Source organism: Jongsikchunia kroppenstedtii DSM 45133 (genome assembly GCF_000380485.1).
Classification (GTDB): Bacteria; Actinomycetota; Actinomycetes; order Mycobacteriales; family Mycobacteriaceae; genus Jongsikchunia; species Jongsikchunia kroppenstedtii.
This window is the reverse complement of the sequence record NZ_AQYG01000046.1, coordinates 186,582-201,653: the sequence shown is the minus strand read 5'-3', so window position 1 is coordinate 201,653 and position 15,072 is coordinate 186,582. Positions and strand designations below refer to the sequence as shown.

Genomic DNA, 15,072 nt, shown 5'->3' with positions numbered 1-15,072 from the left:
GTGCCGGCCCTCAGCGCTCCCTGGAACGGACCCGCACGCCGCCCAACGGCACGTTCACCGCTGCGGACGGGTCGGTGAAGAAGTCGTTGCCCTTGTCGTCGACGACGATGAAGGCGGGGAAGTCCTCGACCTCGATCTTCCAGACCGCTTCCATGCCGAGCTCGGGGTACTCGATGACCTCCTGGCTCTTGATGCAGTCCAGTGCCAGGCGCGCGGCCGGACCGCCGATCGAACCGAGGTAGAAGCCGCCGAACTGGTCGCAGGCCTCGGTCACCTGCTTGGACCGATTGCCCTTGGCCAGCATCACCATCGAGCCGCCGGCCTCCTGGAACTGCTTGACGTAGCTGTCCATCCGGCCGGCCGTCGTCGGGCCGAACGATCCCGAGGCCATGCCCTCGGGCGTCTTCGCGGGACCGGCGTAGTACACCGGGTGGTCGCGCAGGTAGTCCGGCATCGGCTCGCCCGCGTCGAGGCGCTCCTTGATCTTGGCGTGCGCGATGTCGCGGGCGACGACCAGCGGGCCGGTGAGCGACAGGCGTGTCTTGACCGGGTGCTTGCTGAGCTCGGCCAGGATCTCCGACATCGGCCGGTTCAGGTCGATCTCGACGACCTCGCCGCTCGAAATATCTTCCGCCACACCGGCTGCCGGCATGTACTTGGCCGGGTCGGTCTCCAGCTGCTCGAGGAAGACGCCGTCGGCGGTGATCTTGCCAAGCGCCTGCCGGTCGGCCGAACACGACACCGCGATCGCGACCGGGCAGGACGCACCGTGGCGGGGAAGTCGGACCACGCGCACGTCGTGGCAAAAGTACTTGCCGCCGAACTGCGCGCCGATCCCGAACGACTGCGTCAGCTTGAAGACCTCTTCTTCGAGGTCCTTGTCGCGGAACCCGTGCGCCGACAACGAGCCCTCGGTCGGCAGGTTGTCGAGGTAGTGCGCCGACGCGTATTTCGCTGTCTTCAAAGCGAATTCGGCCGAGGTGCCGCCGATGACGACCGCCAGATGGTACGGCGGGCAGGCCGCGGTGCCGAGCGAGCGGATCTTCTCGTCGAGGAACTCGAGGATCTTGGTCGGGTTCAGGATGGCCTTGGTCTCCTGGAACAGAAACGACTTGTTGGCCGACCCGCCGCCCTTGGCCATGAAGAGGAACTTGTATTCCGGGCCCTTCGGTCCCTGCTCGGTCGCGTAGATCTCCACCTGCGCCGGCAGGTTGGTGCCGGTGTTCTTCTCCTCGTACGTGGTCAGCGGCGCGAGCTGCGAATACCGCAGGTTGAGCTTGGTGTACGCGTCGTACACGCCGCGCGAGATCACCTCGGCGTCGTCAACGCCGGTCAGCACGCCCTCGGACTTCTTGCCCATGACGATCGCGGTGCCGGTGTCCTGGCACATCGGCAGCACGCCACCCGCGGAGATGTTGACGTTCTTGAGCAGGTCGAGCGCCACGAAGCGGTCGTTGCCCGACGCCTCGGGGTCGTCGATGATCTTGCGGAGCTGTGCCAGGTGTGCCGGGCGCAGATAATGGCTGATGTCGTGCATCGCCTCGGCGGTCAGCTGCTGGATCGCCTTCGGGTCGACCTTGAGAAAGGTCTGCCCGTCGACCTCGATCGTCGAGACGCCCTCGGTGGTGACGAGGCGGTACGGCGTGTCGTCGGCTCCGATCGGTAGCAGATCGGAATAACGAAACTCCGGATCGCTCACAGGTCCACCGCGCTGTACTCGCGGAGCTTCTCCATCCGGTGCATTCCTTCGATACGACGGATCGTGCCGGACTTGCTGCGCATCACCAGCGAGCTGGTCGTGGCGCCGTTCGCGCGGTAGTCGACCCCGCGAAGCAGATCGCCATTGGTGACGCCGGTGGCGCAGAAGAACATGTTTTCGCCGGTGACCAGCACATCGTTGGTCAGCACGCGGCCCAGGTCGTGGCCGGCATCGATGGCCTTCTGCCGCTCGGCCTCGTCCTTCGGCCAGAGCTTGCCCTGGATCTCGCCGCCCATGCACTTCATCGCGACGGCGGTGATGATGCCCTCGGGGGTGCCGCCCACGCCGAGCAGCATGTCGACCCCGCTGGACGGCTGCGCCGCGGCGATGCAGCCGGCGACGTCGCCGTCGGAGATCAGCCGCACCTTGGCGCCGGCCTCGCGGATCTCCTTGATGAGATCGGCATGCCGCGGACGGTCGAGGACCATCACGGTGGTGTCGGAGACGTCGTTGCCCTTGGCCTTGGCGACCCGCTTGATGTTGTCCGCGATCGGAGCCTCGATGTCGACGACGCCGACGGCCTCCGGGCCGACCGCGATCTTCTCCATGTAGAAGACGGCGGACGGGTCGAACATGGCGCCGCGCTCGGTGACCGCGATGACGGCGATCGAGTTGGGGCGGCCCTCGGCCATCAGAGTGGTGCCGTCGATCGGGTCGACGGCGACGTCGACCTCGGGGCCCTCGCCGTTGCCTACTTCTTCGCCGTTGTAGAGCATCGGCGCTTCGTCCTTCTCGCCCTCGCCGATCACGACGACGCCCTGCATCGACACGGTCGACAGCAGCTGACGCATCGCGTCGACGGCAGCGCCGTCGCCGCCGATCTTGTCGCCGCGGCCGACCCAGCGGCCGGCGGCCAGCGCCGCGGCCTCGGTGACCCGGACGAGTTCCATGGCCAGGTTGCGGTCTGGAGCTGAAGGGTTCGAAACGGACATCTCGTGGTGCCTCCCTGTTCTGGCCGCCGGCTTTGGCCCGCGGCAGTTCGGGCCTCATTCTTTCATGCGGCGGTTGCCATCCAGTCGCCTGGATAACTGGCTATGATCCGCTGCGTCAAAGACTGTGCCATTAACTAATGGAGGAAATCGATGGGCCTGCTGCCGAAGATGAACCCGGGCGAAGTGCTGGGCCGCGCCGACAAGGTGCTGGGCAATGCGGACAAGACGCTGACTCGGGTTGACGGGACCCTGGAGGAGGTGAGCGGCACGCTGCACTCGGTCGATGAGAAGCTCACAACCGTCGATTCCACGCTGACCAGCGTCGATTCCACGCTGACCAGCGTCGATGGCACGCTGACCGAGGTCAAGTCGACCCTGGCGGAGACGTCCGAGACGCTCGGTCAGGTCAAGACGCTGCTCGGTGAACTCGAGGGCGAGCTGGCGCTGCTCAAGCAGCTGCCGGCGCTGGCGGCCAAGCTCGACGAGGTGCACGCCGCCGTCACGAAGTAGCGGCTGCGGGCCGTCTCCGCGGCGGCTGGAATAATCGGCGCAGTGAGTGAGAAGCCGAGGATCCTGCAGGACAGCCGGGACATGATCTTGACGCTGGTCGTCCTGCTCGTCGCCTGCGTGGCGATCGCGCTGGTCGCCGGCAACCTTTCGTTCGGCGCGAAGAAGGGCAGCGTCCCGAACTTCGAGGTGCATCAGGCGTTGACCGCCGATGCCCGGTCGATGTCGTTCCCCATCCGCGACCCGCTGTACCCGGCGGGGTGGAAGCCGAACTCGGGGCGCACCGGAAACATCGGCGACGATGCCGTGAGCAACGTCGGCTACATCACGGGCGACGGGATGTATCTGCAGCTCAGTCAGACGAACGCGGCCGAGCCGGACCTCGTCAGTTATCTGGACACGTCCCAGCAGGAGGAAGCGCAGCCCGTCATGGCCGGCGGCCGGCAGTGGGTCGCCTACGCGTACGCCAACGGCAACAAGGCGTGGACCACGGATCTCGATGGCGTGCGGATCGGCCTGTACGGCAAGGCATCCGATGCCGACTTCAATCGACTCGCGACGATCGTGGTGCAGACACAGCCGATTTCGAAGCAGGCGGTCGGCCCGATGCCGACGGGCTAGTCGTCCTCGTCGTCGAAATCCTCGTCGTCGTCGAGCGCGGCCTCGATGCGCTCGCGGGCGCCGGCCAGATGCTCCTCGCAGCGACGGGCCAGCTGTTCGCCCCGCTCCCACAGGCGTAGCGACTCGTCCAGGTCGAGTCCGCCGCCCTCGAGAACCCGTACCACCGACAGCAATTCGTCGCGGGCCTGCTCGTATCCGAGGGTCGCGACGTCAGTCCCGTCGTCCGTCGTGCGGTCGGTCATTTCTCCACTCCCATCACTGCGGCCTTGGTCGCCCCGTCGCCCACCCGGATCCGCAGCTGGGATCCGATCGGCATGTCATCGATGCTGCGCACCACTTCGGGATCGGCGTTCTCGCCCGGTATTCGCTGCACCACCGCGTATCCGCGAGCCAGCGTCTGTGCCGGGCCCAGCGACTTCAGCTGTGCCGCAAGGTGTTCGATCCGCTGATCCTCACGGTCGATGAGCCGGCGCATGTCACGATGCAGGTCGGCCAATGCCCGGTCGATCTCGTCGTGTCGTTGATTCACCATCCGCAGCGGATCGGCCAGCGCCGGGCGATCGCGCAGCGACGCCAGCGCGCGTTCCTCGCGCACGACCCAATTGCGCAGTGCCTGAGCACTTCTCGCCCGCAGCTGGGTCACCTGCGCCAGCTCGGCGGCCACATCCGGCACGATCCGCTTGGCGGCATCGGTCGGCGTAGCGGCGCGCAGGTCGGCGACCAGGTCGAGGAGCGGCTGATCGGGTTCGTGGCCGATCGCGCTGACGACCGGCGTCGTCGCGGCCGCGACCGCGCGCAGCAGTGATTCGTCGGAGAAGGGCAGCAGGTCCTCGACGCTGCCGCCGCCCCGGGCCAGGACGATGACCTCGACATCCGGGTCGGCGTCGAGGCGTTCGAGCTGGCCGAGGATCGTCGGCACCGCGGTGGGGCCCTGCACCGGTGCGTGCCGGACGGTGAAATGAACTGCCGGCCAACGGCTCTGCGCGACCGCTAGGACGTCGCGTTCGGCGGCGCTGGCCCGGGCCGTGATCAGCCCGATTGACTTGGGCAGGAACGGCAGCGGCCGTTTGCGGCGTGGGTCGAACAGGCCCTCGGCGTGCAGCAGCTGACGCAGGCGCTCCAGTCGGGCGAGCAGTTCGCCGATGCCGACCGCGCGAATGTCGGTGACCCGCAACGACAACGTGCCGCGCCCGGTGTAGAAGCTCGGCTTGCCGAGCACCACCACGCGACTGCCCTCGGTGAGCGGCACGCTGGCGCGTTCGAGCAGCTGGGGATCGCAGGTGATGGTCAGGGAGATATCGGCCGACGGATCGCGCAGCGTCATGAATGTCGTGCGCGTGCCCGACCGGCGATTGATCTGCGTCAGCTGACCCTCGACCCATACTTGACCGAGGCGGTGCACCCAGTCGGCGATCTTGGTACTGACCGACCGGACCGGCCAGGGATTCTCGGCCGAGTTCCCGCCGGCCGCCGAATCTGTTGTCACTTCTTGCTGGCTGCCGCGATCCGGTTGTCCAGCATGGTGACGAACGGCGCCCGGTTCTTGGTGCGGCGCTCGTACTCGGCCAGAGCCGGGTAATCGTCGGCCGGAACAGCCTTCAGTTTCGCCCGCAGCTGCGCGAGGGTGAGCGTGTCGTAGTCGATCAGCTGGGCGGCCTCGGGCGCGTCGCCGGCCGGGGCCGCCGGGGTGGGCTTGGCGTCGGGAAGATCCGGCGCGGAGCTGTAGAGCGCGAAGCGGCCGGTGCCCGGTCCGGCACTCGACGCCGTGTCGGCGTCGTCGTCAGCGGGCTTCGATGCGGCCTTCTTGGCCGGGGCAGCTTTCTTTGCCGCAGCCTTCTTGGCGGGTGCCTTCTTGGCCGGCGCGGCCTTCTTCGCGGCGGCCTTTTTCGCCGGTGCAGGCTTGTCGGTCGGCGCTTCCGGTTCCGGAGCCGAGTCATCGGCGGGCTCGGTCGTGGGCGTCGGCTTCGGGGTGGCGGCGAGCTTCGCGCTCATCGCGTTGAGCTGTCCGAGGACGGCCTCATCGCTGGGTAGATCGTCGTCCTCGTCGAACGTGGCCCAGGCCGGCTGCTCGTCGGTGGCGGGGATCAGGGTGTCGAAGACCTCATCGCCCTTGATCGCCATTTCGGCGATGTTCTGCTGCAGCTTCATCGCAGCCGACACCGTGTTGCTGATCGCCGTCATCGGCAGCGTGATGGCTGCCATCGGGAGCTTGCGCGTCTCCTCCAGGACTGTGACGACGATGCCGGCAGCGACGCGTACGGGATACGGGGGTCGGTCCATGCGTCAACTGTGCCTTATCACCACCACCATCGCTACGCTGGGGGCATGACTGTCGCCCAAACCAAACGAGTCCTCCTCGCCGAGCCGCGCGGCTACTGCGCCGGCGTCGATCGTGCCGTGGAGACCGTCGAGCGCGCGCTCGACAAGCACGGGGCGCCGGTCTACGTCCGCAAGGAGATCGTGCACAACCGTCACGTGGTCGACACGCTGACCGAGCGGGGCGCGATCTTCGTCGACGAGACGGACGAGGTACCCGAGGGCGCGGTCGTCGTCTTCTCGGCGCACGGGGTGTCGCCGATGGTCCACGAGTCGGCCGCGGCGCGTTCGCTGCACACGATCGATGCCACCTGCCCGCTGGTGACTAAGGTGCACCAGGAGGCCAAGCGATTCGCTCGGGACGACTTCGACATCCTCCTCATCGGCCACGAGGGCCACGAGGAGGTCGAGGGGACCGCCGGTGAGGCGCCTGAGCACGTTCAGCTGGTCGACGGCCCGGATGCCGTCGAATCGGTGTCGGTGCGCGACGAGTCGAAGGTGATCTGGCTGTCGCAGACCACCCTGTCGGTGGACGAGACGATGGAGACGGTCAACCGGCTGCGTGAGAAGTTCCCGGAAATGCAGGATCCGCCAAGCGACGACATCTGCTACGCGACGCAGAACCGTCAGGTCGCGGTGAAGGCGATGGCGCCGCAGTGCGATCTGGTGATCGTGGTGGGTTCGCAGAACTCGTCGAACTCGCAGCGGCTGGTCGAGGTGGCGCTGCAGGCCGGCGCCCGCTCGTCATACCTGGTCGACTACGCCCGGGACATCGACGAGAGCTGGCTCGAGGATGTGTCGACGGTCGGCGTGACGTCGGGCGCGTCGGTGCCGGAGGTGCTGGTGCGTGGCGTCATCGACTGGCTCGACGAACGCGGTTACGGGACCGTCGAGACCGTCAATACGGCCAATGAGACATTGACGTTCGCCCTGCCGCGCGAGCTGCGCGCGGCGCGCACCGATCGCTGAGATTCAGTCGCGGTAGCGGACCCGCGGCGACGGGTGTGCGGGCACATCCGAGTCGCGGTGCCGTGCCTCGCCCGCGCGGGGATCGGTGAAGCCCTCCCGGCGCGAAGCGGCCCGGCGGGCATCGTCACGCCGACGCGGGTCGCCATAGGGCTCGCGATCACGCATCTCGCGGCCGGGCCGCGGCGATTCGGTTGATCGCTGTGAGTACCGGGACTCGGAGGCACGGCGGCCGGGGACGTCGTAGCGACCGGTGTCGCGGGACGGTCGGGGAGCGGCCGCGCGCGAACGCGGCGGCAGATCGGCGGGATGCTCGCGGCGGGCGGCGCGTGTGGCATCGGCCGAGCGAGAACGGACCGGCGGCTCACCGTGACGGTCGACCGGGACCCGACTGCGATCGCCAGGCTGAGCTGCCCGACGCGGTTTCTCGGCGGCCGAGCGACGCGTCGTCGCATCGGCCGCGGGACGCTGGCGGGTGTTGTGGCGGGTTGCGCCGGCACCGGCGCCGACCGGCGCGGCCGCCGTGACAGCGCCGACCTTGGCCGGTTCGTCGCGCACGCGTCGCGTCGCCGTGGCCCGCTCTTCGCGGCGGGCCTTGGCCTTGTCGCGCGCGGCCTGGCTGCGGGTGGTCTTGCGGCTGCCGGTGTCGGCGTGACTTCCGCCGGCGAACGGATGCGTCCGGCGGCTGAGGTAGTAGCGACCGAGCGCGATCGCGACAACGAGCACGAACGTCCAGGCCATCATCGGGAACATCTTGGCGATCGGGATCACGACCTGCAGCGCGATCTGCTTGAGGCCCGACTTGTGCTGGCCGGACTGCGCGAAATACAACGCGATCCCGCCGATCACGACCATCAGCAGGGGCGGCTGCGCCGCCGCGGTGAACAGCGCGCGATTGCGGACGAGCAGGACGGCGCCGAGGACTCCGACGACGAACAGGAACTTGAACATTCCGCCCAGGTCCGTGCTGCCACTGGTATCGATCATGGCGCCGACAGCGGTCAGTCCACCGGCGAACAGCACCGCGCCCCACCACGGGATGCCCGGCGTCGTCGGCAGCACTGATTGCTCGTCGAGTGGAACGCTCGAACGAGACCGCTGACCAAGAATCACCCCTAAAAGGTACCGGTAGACCCTGAGAAAACCGCGCAGCGGTTCTACGGCAACGCCGAGATGTTGTCGTTTCGTATCTCTCGAGGGCGATGAGTGATTTCCGATGGCGAATCTTGTCCGTTTTCGGTGCCGGCGAACGCATCCAGCTCGGCCAGCCGTCGCGCGGTCACGCCGACCCGCGTCTCCATCGCGCCGACGGTCGCGTTGAACGCGTCCACCGACCTGGTCAACGCGGTGCCGAGCTTGTCCAGATGTCGGTCGACCGTGCCGATGCGCCGATACAGCTCGCGGCCGAGTTCATGGATCCGCTGCGCATCCCGCGCCAGCGATTCCTGACGCCAGCCGAGCGCGGCGGCGCGCAGCAGACCGACCAGACTCGTTGGGGTGGCAACAATCACATTGTGACGTAGCGCGTAGTCGAGTAGGTCGTCGTCGGCACGGCAGGCGGCTTCCAGGATCGGGTCGGCCGGCAGGAACAGCACGACGAACTCCGGCGCCGCGTCGAACGCCGCCCAGTATTTCTTCGCCGACAGCTTCTGGATGTGGGAGCGGACCTGACGGGCGTGCTCGCGCATCGTGTCGTCTCGCCGCGGACCGTCGTCACCGGTGGTGGCTTCCAGATAGGCCTGCAGCGGCGCCTTGGCGTCGACCACGATGTGCCGGTCGCCCGGCAGGTGCACGACGAGGTCGGGGCGGATGTCGCCGGTCTGCTCGGTCGATCGGTCGACCTGGGTCGAGAAGTCGCAGTGCCGCGACAGGCCGGCTAGCTCGACGACTCGCTCGAGATGCAGTTCGCCCCAGCGGCCGCGTAGTTGCGGCGTGCGCAGCGCGGACGCAAGCTGCTGGGTCTGGGATCCGAGCTGCCGCGACGTCGCGTTCATGTGGCTGACCTGCTCCGTGAGGCCGGCGTACGCGGCCGCGCGGTTGCGTTCGGTGCGTGCCAGTTCCTGCGACATTCGATCGAGCGTCTCGCGCAGTGGGCCGACGATGCCGGCGACCTGTGCGCCGATCGCGCCCGATTGCCGGCGGGCCGCGTCCTCGCTCGCGGTGCCGAGCGCCTGCGCGACCACCTCCTGATGCTGACGGATCGCGCTCAGTTCGGCGCGGGCGCGGGCCAGCTCGGCGCCGGAGCGATACGCGTGCGCGAGCCAGCCGATCGCCGCGCCCACTGCTGCGGCGGCGATGAGCATCACCGCTGTCGTCACGTCCATGCCGCGATAGTGCCTTGTGCCACCGACAAGTTCGGCGGATGCGCTGGTCAGTCGCGACTGGGACGGCGGGCGTCAGGCGGCGAGCAGCGGCTCGGTCCGGCGTAGTTCGTCGTGCCACAGCAGCATCGTCAGATACGACCGCCAGGGTGCCCAGCGCCCGCTGTCACGCAGGTCCAGCCCCAGTCGTTCCGCGCTTCGGCGCACGACGAGGTCGGTGTCGAGCAGGGTGTCGGGATGGCCGACGGAACGCATCGCGACGTACTCGGCAGTCCATCGGCCCACGCCGGGCAGCTCCTGGAGATCGGCGACGAGTTCGTGGTAGTCGCGGCCGGAATGGATGGCGAGCCCGTCGAATTCGCTTGCGACGCGGCAGATTGCGTCGATGCGGCGGCGCGGCCCGGACGATACGTCCGCGCCGTGCTCGGCGACCTGGGCGGGGGTCGGGAAGAGGTGATGCAGCTTGCCGCGGTCGTCCGCGATCTGGTCGCCGAGCGCCGCCACCAGCCGGGCGCCATGCGTGCGGGCGGCGGCGAGGGAGATCTGTTGGCCGATCATGGTGCGCAGCAACAGCTCCCAGGGGTCGTGGCTGCCGGGCAGTCGGATGCCCGAACCCCGGGCCACCAGCGGTCGCAGTCGACGGTCGGCGCGGAGGGCGTCTTCGGCGGCGGCAAGGTCGGCGTCGAGGTCGAGCAGCCGCCGAATCCGGGAGACCGCAGCCCCGAGGTCTCGCAGATCGTGCAGCCGGAGAGTCGCGGCGACGGTGTCGTCGGACAGCCCGATCTCGATGATCGCGGGGCCGTGCGGCAGCCGCATCGTGCGGCGGTAGCGACCCGCGTCGTCGACCTCCTCGAGTCCGGCGATAGCGTGTCCGGACAGGAACCGGCGCAGCCACGATGCGGAAAACGGCTGGCGGACAGGCAGATTCAACGTCAGCTCGTCGGTAGTCGGCCGATTGCGCGCCCGAGACCGCAGCTCGGTGGGGGTGCAGGCGAAGGTGTCGCGGATCGAATCGTTGAACTGGCGGACGCTGCCGAAGCCGGCGGCGAACGCCACGTCGGCGACCGATAGCTCGGTTGTCTGCAGCAGCAGTCGCGCGGTGGTGGTGCGGTTGCCCTTCGCCAAGGCCAGCGGGCCGGCGCCGAGTTCGTCGGTCATGATGCGATTCAGCTGCCGGGGCGAATAGCCCAGCACGCCAGCGAGTTCGGTGACGCCGCCGCGATCGACCAACCCGTCCTGGATCAGTCGCATCGCCCGCGACGCGGTGTCGGCCCGGGTGTTCCATCGCGGCGAGCCGGGCACCGCGTCGGGAAGGCAGCGTCGGCACGCGCGATAGCCGGCTGTGATCGCGGTCGCGGCGGTGAGCACGAACGAGACGTTCTGCGGTTTGGGCGGGACCACCGGGCACGACGGGCGGCAATAGATTCCGGTGGTGTGCACCGCCGCGAAGAATTGTCCATCGAACCTGCGATCGTGTGCCTGCAGAGCGCGATAGCAGGAATCGAAATCCAATTCCGTTGCAGTGATGTGCTTTATCGGTGCCACTCGACAATCGTGACAGGACGAAGGCGGGGGAGCTAGCGGTTTTCGGACACGGCCATCGCCGCAGGTTACCGACGGCGGCCACATCGCGCTGAGCGGTTCGGTGTCGGTGGTGCGCCAGTTGCTCCGGGCCCGTCTGGTCGACGAACTGCACCTGCTGATCCACCCGATCGTGGTGGGTCATGGGCTGCGGCTGTTCGATGACGGCGAGACGATCCCGTTGCGGCTGCTGTCCTCCGACGCGTTCCCGGCCGGGGTCGTGTACTCGATCTATGCACCCGACGCGGCGCCGCCCGTCGGCGGCTACCGCGAGGCGGCGGCGCATCTCGATCGCGGCTGAACGGCGGCGCTCACCTGCCGATTCGTAGGCCGGCAGCCCGGCCTGTGATGACCCTGTTGCGGCGTGTACAGTTTCGACCCACTGTGGTGTACGTCACTATAGAGTCGGATGGGACATCACTAGCCACGTTATTTGAAGGGGAGAAATGCAGGTAACACGCCGTGGCCGCAAAGAGTTGGCTCTGTCGGAGTTTCCGGGGTGGGGTGTCGAGGTCATGATGGGCCTGTACGGCCAGCAGCAGGTGCTCGACGCGATCGAGGCCGAGCGAGCCGGCCGCGCGGATGTGCTCGTCGAAGCGCGGTCGTCGCGGCTTCGCCTTCTCCGCTGGCGCCGGTAGTCGATTTAGCTCCCTGCAGAGCGAGCGTTCGGCCTACACTCGGAAGTGCTAATCAAAGAGTCCTTTCGGGAGGCGTCGTGCGCGAAATCAATCAGTTCTACATCGATGGTCAGTGGGTCGATCCGGTCGAGCTCAATCTGCTTGACGTGATCAATCCCGCGACCGAGAAGGCCGCCGGCCATGTCGCCCTCGGCTCCAAGGCCGACGTCGACGCCGCTGTCGCCGCGGCCCGCCGCGCATTCGAAACGTGGTCGCAGACGACCGTCGACGAGCGAGTTGCGTTGCTGGGCAGGATCATTGCCGAGTATCAGAATCGGGCCGAGGATCTGGCCGCCGCCGTCACCGAAGAGATGGGTGCGCCCGCGGGGCTGGCGCAGGCTGCTCAGGTGCCGATCGGCATGGCGCATCTGGCCACCGCTGCAGAGTTGCTCAAGACCTACTCGTTCTCCGAGGATCGCGGTACGTCACGCATCGTCAAGGAGCCGATCGGTGTCTGCGCGTTCATCACGCCATGGAACTGGCCGCTGAACCAGGTGATGTGCAAGGTGGCCCCGGCCATCGCAACCGGCTGCACGATGGTGCTCAAGCCGTCTGAGGTGGCGCCATTCTCGGCGGCCATCGTCGCCGAAATCTTCGACACCGCAGGCGTTCCCGCGGGCGTGTTCAACCTCGTCAACGGGGACGGGCCGGGTGTCGGCGCGGCGCTGTCGTCGCATCCGGACGTCGACCTGGTGTCGTTCACCGGCTCGACACGGGCCGGGATCGAGGTCGCCAAGAATGCGGCACCGACCGTGAAGCGCGTCGCGCAGGAACTGGGCGGCAAGAGCCCCAACATTCTGCTCGACGACGAGGATCTGATCGCGAACGTCACCGCCGGCGTCAGCAGCATGATGGTGAACTCGGGTCAGTCGTGCAATGCGCCGTCGCGAATGCTGGTGCCGTCCAGCCGAATGGACGAGGTGGTCGAGGCCGTCAAGGAGATCGGCCCGCAGATCACCGTGGGCGATCCGAACTCGTCGGTGCGTTTGGGGCCGGTCGTGTCGGAGCCGCAGTTCACCAAGATTCAAGGGCTGATCGAGCGGGCCATCGCCGACGGTGCCAACCCGGTGATCGGCGGCGCCGGTCGACCGGACGGCCTGGAGACCGGTTACTACGTGCAGCCGACCGTGTTCACCAACGTCACCAACGACATGGAGATCGCGCGGACCGAGGTGTTCGGGCCGGTTCTGGTGATCATCGGCTACGACTCCGTCGACGAGGCGATCAAGATCGGCAACGACACCGAGTACGGCCTGGCCGGCTATGTCTCCGGTAAGGACCTCGACGAGGTGCGCCGGATCGGCTCGAAGCTGCGTGCCGGATCGATCGGGCTGAACTCGGCTCCGCTGGATCCGACCGCCCCGTTCGGCGGCTACAAGCAGAGCGGCAACGGCCGCGAGTGGAGCGACTACGCCTTCAGCGAGTTCCTGGAGGTCAAGTCGCTGCTCGGGTTCGGCGCCTGATCGCTTGCTGATTGAGGCTCACGGCCGCTGACCACATAAGATAAGCGGCCGTGAGCCTTACTCTCGGAATCGTCGGACTGCCCAACGTCGGCAAGTCCACCCTGTTCAACGCGCTGACCCGCAACGACGTGCTGGCCGCGAACTACCCGTTCGCCACCATTGAGCCCAACGTGGGCGTCGTCGAGCTGCCGGACCCGCGGCTGAACCGGCTCGCCGAGATCTTCGGCAGTGAGCGCATCCTGCCCGCGACCGTGTCGTTCGTCGACATCGCCGGCATCGTCAAGGGTGCGTCCGAGGGCGAGGGCATGGGCAACCAGTTCCTCGCCAACATTCGCGAGGCCGACGCCATCTGTCAGGTCGTGCGCGTGTTCGCCGACGACGACGTGGTGCACGTCGATGGTCGGGTGGACCCGATGGCCGACATCGAGATCATCGAGACCGAGCTGATCCTGGCTGATCTGCAGACGCTGGAGAAGGCGATCCCGCGGCTCGAGAAGGATGCGCGGAAGAACAAGGATCTCGCCGAGAGCGTAGAGGCCGCCAAGAAGGCCGAGGCGATCCTGACCGACGGCAAAACCCTGTTCTCGCAGCAGGATTCGCTGGACCTGTCGCTACTGCGCGAGCTGCACCTGATGACGACGAAGCCGTTCCTATACGTCTTCAACTCCGACGAGTCGGTACTGACGGACGAGACGCGCAAGGAAGAGCTGAAAGCCGCTGTGGCGCCTGCTGATTGCGTGTTCCTTGATGCCAAGGTCGAGAGTGAGCTGCTGGAGCTCGACGAGGCGGACGCCCTGGAACTGCTCGAGTCCGTCGGCCAGCATGAGCCCGGATTGGCCTCGCTGGCACGGGCCGGCTTCCACACCCTGGGCCTGCAGACCTACTTGACGGCGGGACCAAAAGAATCGCGCGCGTGGACGATTCACCAGGGCGACACCGCCCCCAAGGCGGCTGGCGTCATTCACACCGACTTCGAAAAGGGCTTCATCAAGGCCGAGATCGTCTCCTTCGCCGACCTCGACGCCGCCGGATCGATGGCCGACGCCAAAGCTGCCGGCAAGGTGCGCATGGAGGGCAAGGACTACATCATGGCCGACGGGGACGTGGTGGAGTTCCGCTTCAACGTTTAATGCAGTTCCGGTCGGTTCGCGTCCCGGTAGGTGCCGGGAGTCTGGCCGGTCACCCGACTGAACGCGGCGATGAATGCGCTGGTCTTGCGATAGCCGACCGCGCGGGCGACGGCGTCGACAGGTACGCCGCCGGCGAGCAGCCCGATGGCTGCATGGACGCGAGCATGGATACGCCACCGAGCAAAAGGTAGACCCGTCTCGGCGGCGAATAACCGGGACAGGGTGCGCACGCCGACGTGCACCTCGTCGGCCCACGCGTCGACGCCTCGATCGTCGGACGGGTCGGCGACGAGTTGGTCGGCGATCGGTCTGATCCGCGGATCGGTCGGCATGACGAGTCGCAAGTCATGCGATGGTGCCGGCCTGAGCAGTGTGAACAGCAGGGTCTCGGCGGCCGGCCGTGTCGGATCGTCGTGCTCGGTTCGCTGCAGGTGAACGATGAGCTCACGCAGAAGGGGGCCGACGGCCACACCGGTCGGCTCCGGCCAGTCGATCGGGGAGCGGTCGGCTGCGAAAACGAGTGTGAAACCCTCACCGCGCCGCAGTACCTCACCCGAATGCTCGACACCGCCCGGGATCCACAGGCCGTAACCCGGAGGTACCAGCCAGTCCCGCCCGCCGGTCGTCACCGTGACCGTCGCGGTCGCCGCTCCCATGAGCAACGGCTCGGGATGAGAGTGAGCGGCCGGCAGAGCCATCGCCGGCGCGACCATCCCGTGCCCGATGCTCAGGATCGGCGAGCCACCGAGATCGGTGGCCGTTTCGGGGCATCGATGGTCCGCCATGCGCATTTGGGACA

16 protein-coding genes are annotated in these 15,072 nt (G+C 67.6%); 7 read left to right on the top strand and 9 right to left on the bottom strand.

Translation table 11 applies throughout. The features are described from left to right. Nucleotides 1–10: 10 nt before the first annotated feature. Nucleotides 11–1,699, bottom strand: coding sequence for a fumarate hydratase (locus G341_RS0110720; RefSeq protein WP_018179141.1), 1,689 nt, complete (start codon nucleotides 1,697–1,699; stop codon nucleotides 11–13). Beyond that, a complete protein-coding gene (glpX, locus tag G341_RS0110715) occupies nucleotides 1,696–2,691 on the bottom strand; it encodes a class II fructose-bisphosphatase (protein WP_026303523.1) in 996 nt (331 codons plus the stop codon). The genes G341_RS0110720 and glpX overlap by 4 nt, the downstream gene beginning before the upstream one ends. 150 nt (nucleotides 2,692–2,841) lie before the next feature. Between glpX and G341_RS0110710 the strand changes: the two genes are divergently transcribed. Together G341_RS0110710 and G341_RS0110705 are read left to right on the top strand one after the other, a co-directional pair. Next, nucleotides 2,842–3,201: a hypothetical protein gene (locus G341_RS0110710; protein ID WP_018179139.1), complete on the top strand. Its 360-nt coding sequence runs from the start codon at nucleotides 2,842–2,844 to the stop codon at nucleotides 3,199–3,201. A gap of 42 nt (nucleotides 3,202–3,243) precedes the next feature. Further along, on the top strand, nucleotides 3,244–3,819 hold the full coding sequence (locus G341_RS0110705) for a DUF4245 domain-containing protein (protein WP_018179138.1): 576 nt from the start codon (nucleotides 3,244–3,246) through the stop codon (nucleotides 3,817–3,819). Here G341_RS0110705 and G341_RS0110700 read toward each other — a convergent pair. Genes G341_RS0110700 through G341_RS0110690 form a run of 3 tightly spaced genes read right to left on the bottom strand, consistent with a single transcriptional unit; the run spans nucleotide 3,816 to nucleotide 6,099 of the window. Then, nucleotides 3,816–4,061: an exodeoxyribonuclease VII small subunit gene (locus G341_RS0110700; RefSeq protein WP_018179137.1), complete on the bottom strand. Its 246-nt coding sequence runs from the start codon at nucleotides 4,059–4,061 to the stop codon at nucleotides 3,816–3,818. The two genes, G341_RS0110705 and G341_RS0110700, sit on opposite strands and share 4 nt — an antisense overlap. After that, nucleotides 4,058–5,305 (bottom strand): exodeoxyribonuclease VII large subunit, encoded by a 1,248-nt coding sequence (gene xseA, locus G341_RS0110695; RefSeq protein WP_018179136.1) that lies wholly within the window; start codon nucleotides 5,303–5,305, stop codon nucleotides 4,058–4,060. The genes G341_RS0110700 and xseA overlap by 4 nt, the downstream gene beginning before the upstream one ends. Next, on the bottom strand, nucleotides 5,302–6,099 hold the full coding sequence (locus G341_RS0110690) for a lipid droplet-associated protein (RefSeq protein WP_018179135.1): 798 nt from the start codon (nucleotides 6,097–6,099) through the stop codon (nucleotides 5,302–5,304). Before G341_RS0110690 ends, xseA begins: the two co-directional genes overlap by 4 nt. Nucleotides 6,100–6,144: 45 nt before the next feature. On the opposite strand from G341_RS0110690, the gene G341_RS0110685 reads away from it, so the two are divergent. Beyond that, nucleotides 6,145–7,104 carry a 4-hydroxy-3-methylbut-2-enyl diphosphate reductase gene (locus tag G341_RS0110685; RefSeq protein ID WP_018179134.1) on the top strand — a complete coding sequence of 320 codons (960 nt, stop codon included), beginning with the start codon at nucleotides 6,145–6,147 and terminating at the stop codon, nucleotides 7,102–7,104. A 3-nt stretch (nucleotides 7,105–7,107) separates the two neighbouring features. Here the strand turns inward: G341_RS0110685 and G341_RS21725 are convergent, their stop codons facing one another. From G341_RS21725 to G341_RS21715, 3 genes are all read right to left on the bottom strand, one after another. Further along, nucleotides 7,108–8,163 (bottom strand): DUF6542 domain-containing protein, encoded by a 1,056-nt coding sequence (locus G341_RS21725; RefSeq protein WP_018179133.1) that lies wholly within the window; start codon nucleotides 8,161–8,163, stop codon nucleotides 7,108–7,110. Nucleotides 8,164–8,258: 95 nt separating this feature from the next. Further along, entirely contained in the window at nucleotides 8,259–9,425 is a 1,167-nt protein-coding gene (locus tag G341_RS21720) for a DNA recombination protein RmuC (protein WP_018179132.1), read from the bottom strand. A gap of 72 nt (nucleotides 9,426–9,497) precedes the next feature. Beyond that, nucleotides 9,498–10,934: an AlkA N-terminal domain-containing protein gene (locus G341_RS21715; RefSeq protein WP_018179131.1), complete on the bottom strand. Its 1,437-nt coding sequence runs from the start codon at nucleotides 10,932–10,934 to the stop codon at nucleotides 9,498–9,500. Nucleotides 10,935–11,049: 115 nt separating this feature from the next. Between G341_RS21715 and G341_RS21710 the strand changes: the two genes are divergently transcribed. The 4 genes from G341_RS21710 to ychF all read left to right on the top strand — a co-directional run bounded on the left by G341_RS21710 (nucleotide 11,050) and on the right by ychF (nucleotide 14,273). Then, nucleotides 11,050–11,304 carry a dihydrofolate reductase family protein gene (locus tag G341_RS21710; RefSeq protein WP_081622503.1) on the top strand — a complete coding sequence of 85 codons (255 nt, stop codon included), beginning with the start codon at nucleotides 11,050–11,052 and terminating at the stop codon, nucleotides 11,302–11,304. A 145-nt stretch (nucleotides 11,305–11,449) separates the two neighbouring features. Next, nucleotides 11,450–11,641, top strand: coding sequence for a hypothetical protein (locus G341_RS0110660; RefSeq protein ID WP_018179129.1), 192 nt, complete (start codon nucleotides 11,450–11,452; stop codon nucleotides 11,639–11,641). Between the two features lie 77 nt (nucleotides 11,642–11,718). Then, nucleotides 11,719–13,143, top strand: coding sequence for an aldehyde dehydrogenase family protein (locus G341_RS0110655; RefSeq protein ID WP_018179128.1), 1,425 nt, complete (start codon nucleotides 11,719–11,721; stop codon nucleotides 13,141–13,143). Nucleotides 13,144–13,193: 50 nt separating this feature from the next. Further along, the gene (gene ychF / locus G341_RS0110650; RefSeq protein WP_018179127.1) at nucleotides 13,194–14,273 is read left to right on the top strand and encodes a redox-regulated ATPase YchF; all 1,080 of its coding nucleotides are present in this window, start codon (nucleotides 13,194–13,196) and stop codon (nucleotides 14,271–14,273) included. Here the strand turns inward: ychF and G341_RS0110645 are convergent. Beyond that, complete coding sequence (locus G341_RS0110645) at nucleotides 14,270–15,064, bottom strand: helix-turn-helix domain-containing protein (RefSeq protein ID WP_018179126.1); 795 nt, start codon at nucleotides 15,062–15,064, stop codon at nucleotides 14,270–14,272. The genes ychF and G341_RS0110645 overlap by 4 nt on opposite strands. Between the last annotated feature and the right edge of the window lie 8 nt (nucleotides 15,065–15,072).

Bases quoted from the DNA above. Each gene is read 5' to 3' on its own strand.
- G341_RS0110700 (WP_018179137.1), bottom strand. From the start codon at position 4,061: ATGACCGACCGCACGACGGACGACGGGACTGACGTCGCGACCCTCGGA.
- G341_RS0110710 (WP_018179139.1), top strand. From the start codon at position 2,842: ATGGGCCTGCTGCCGAAGATGAACCCGGGCGAAGTGCTGGGCCGCGCC.
- G341_RS21720 (WP_018179132.1), bottom strand. From the start codon at position 9,425: ATGGACGTGACGACAGCGGTGATGCTCATCGCCGCCGCAGCAGTGGGC.
- G341_RS0110685 (WP_018179134.1), top strand. From the start codon at position 6,145: ATGACTGTCGCCCAAACCAAACGAGTCCTCCTCGCCGAGCCGCGCGGC.
- G341_RS0110645 (WP_018179126.1), bottom strand. From the start codon at position 15,064: ATGCGCATGGCGGACCATCGATGCCCCGAAACGGCCACCGATCTCGGT.
- G341_RS0110690 (WP_018179135.1), bottom strand. From the start codon at position 6,099: ATGGACCGACCCCCGTATCCCGTACGCGTCGCTGCCGGCATCGTCGTC.
- glpX (WP_026303523.1), bottom strand. From the start codon at position 2,691: ATGTCCGTTTCGAACCCTTCAGCTCCAGACCGCAACCTGGCCATGGAA.
- G341_RS0110660 (WP_018179129.1), top strand. From the start codon at position 11,450: ATGCAGGTAACACGCCGTGGCCGCAAAGAGTTGGCTCTGTCGGAGTTT.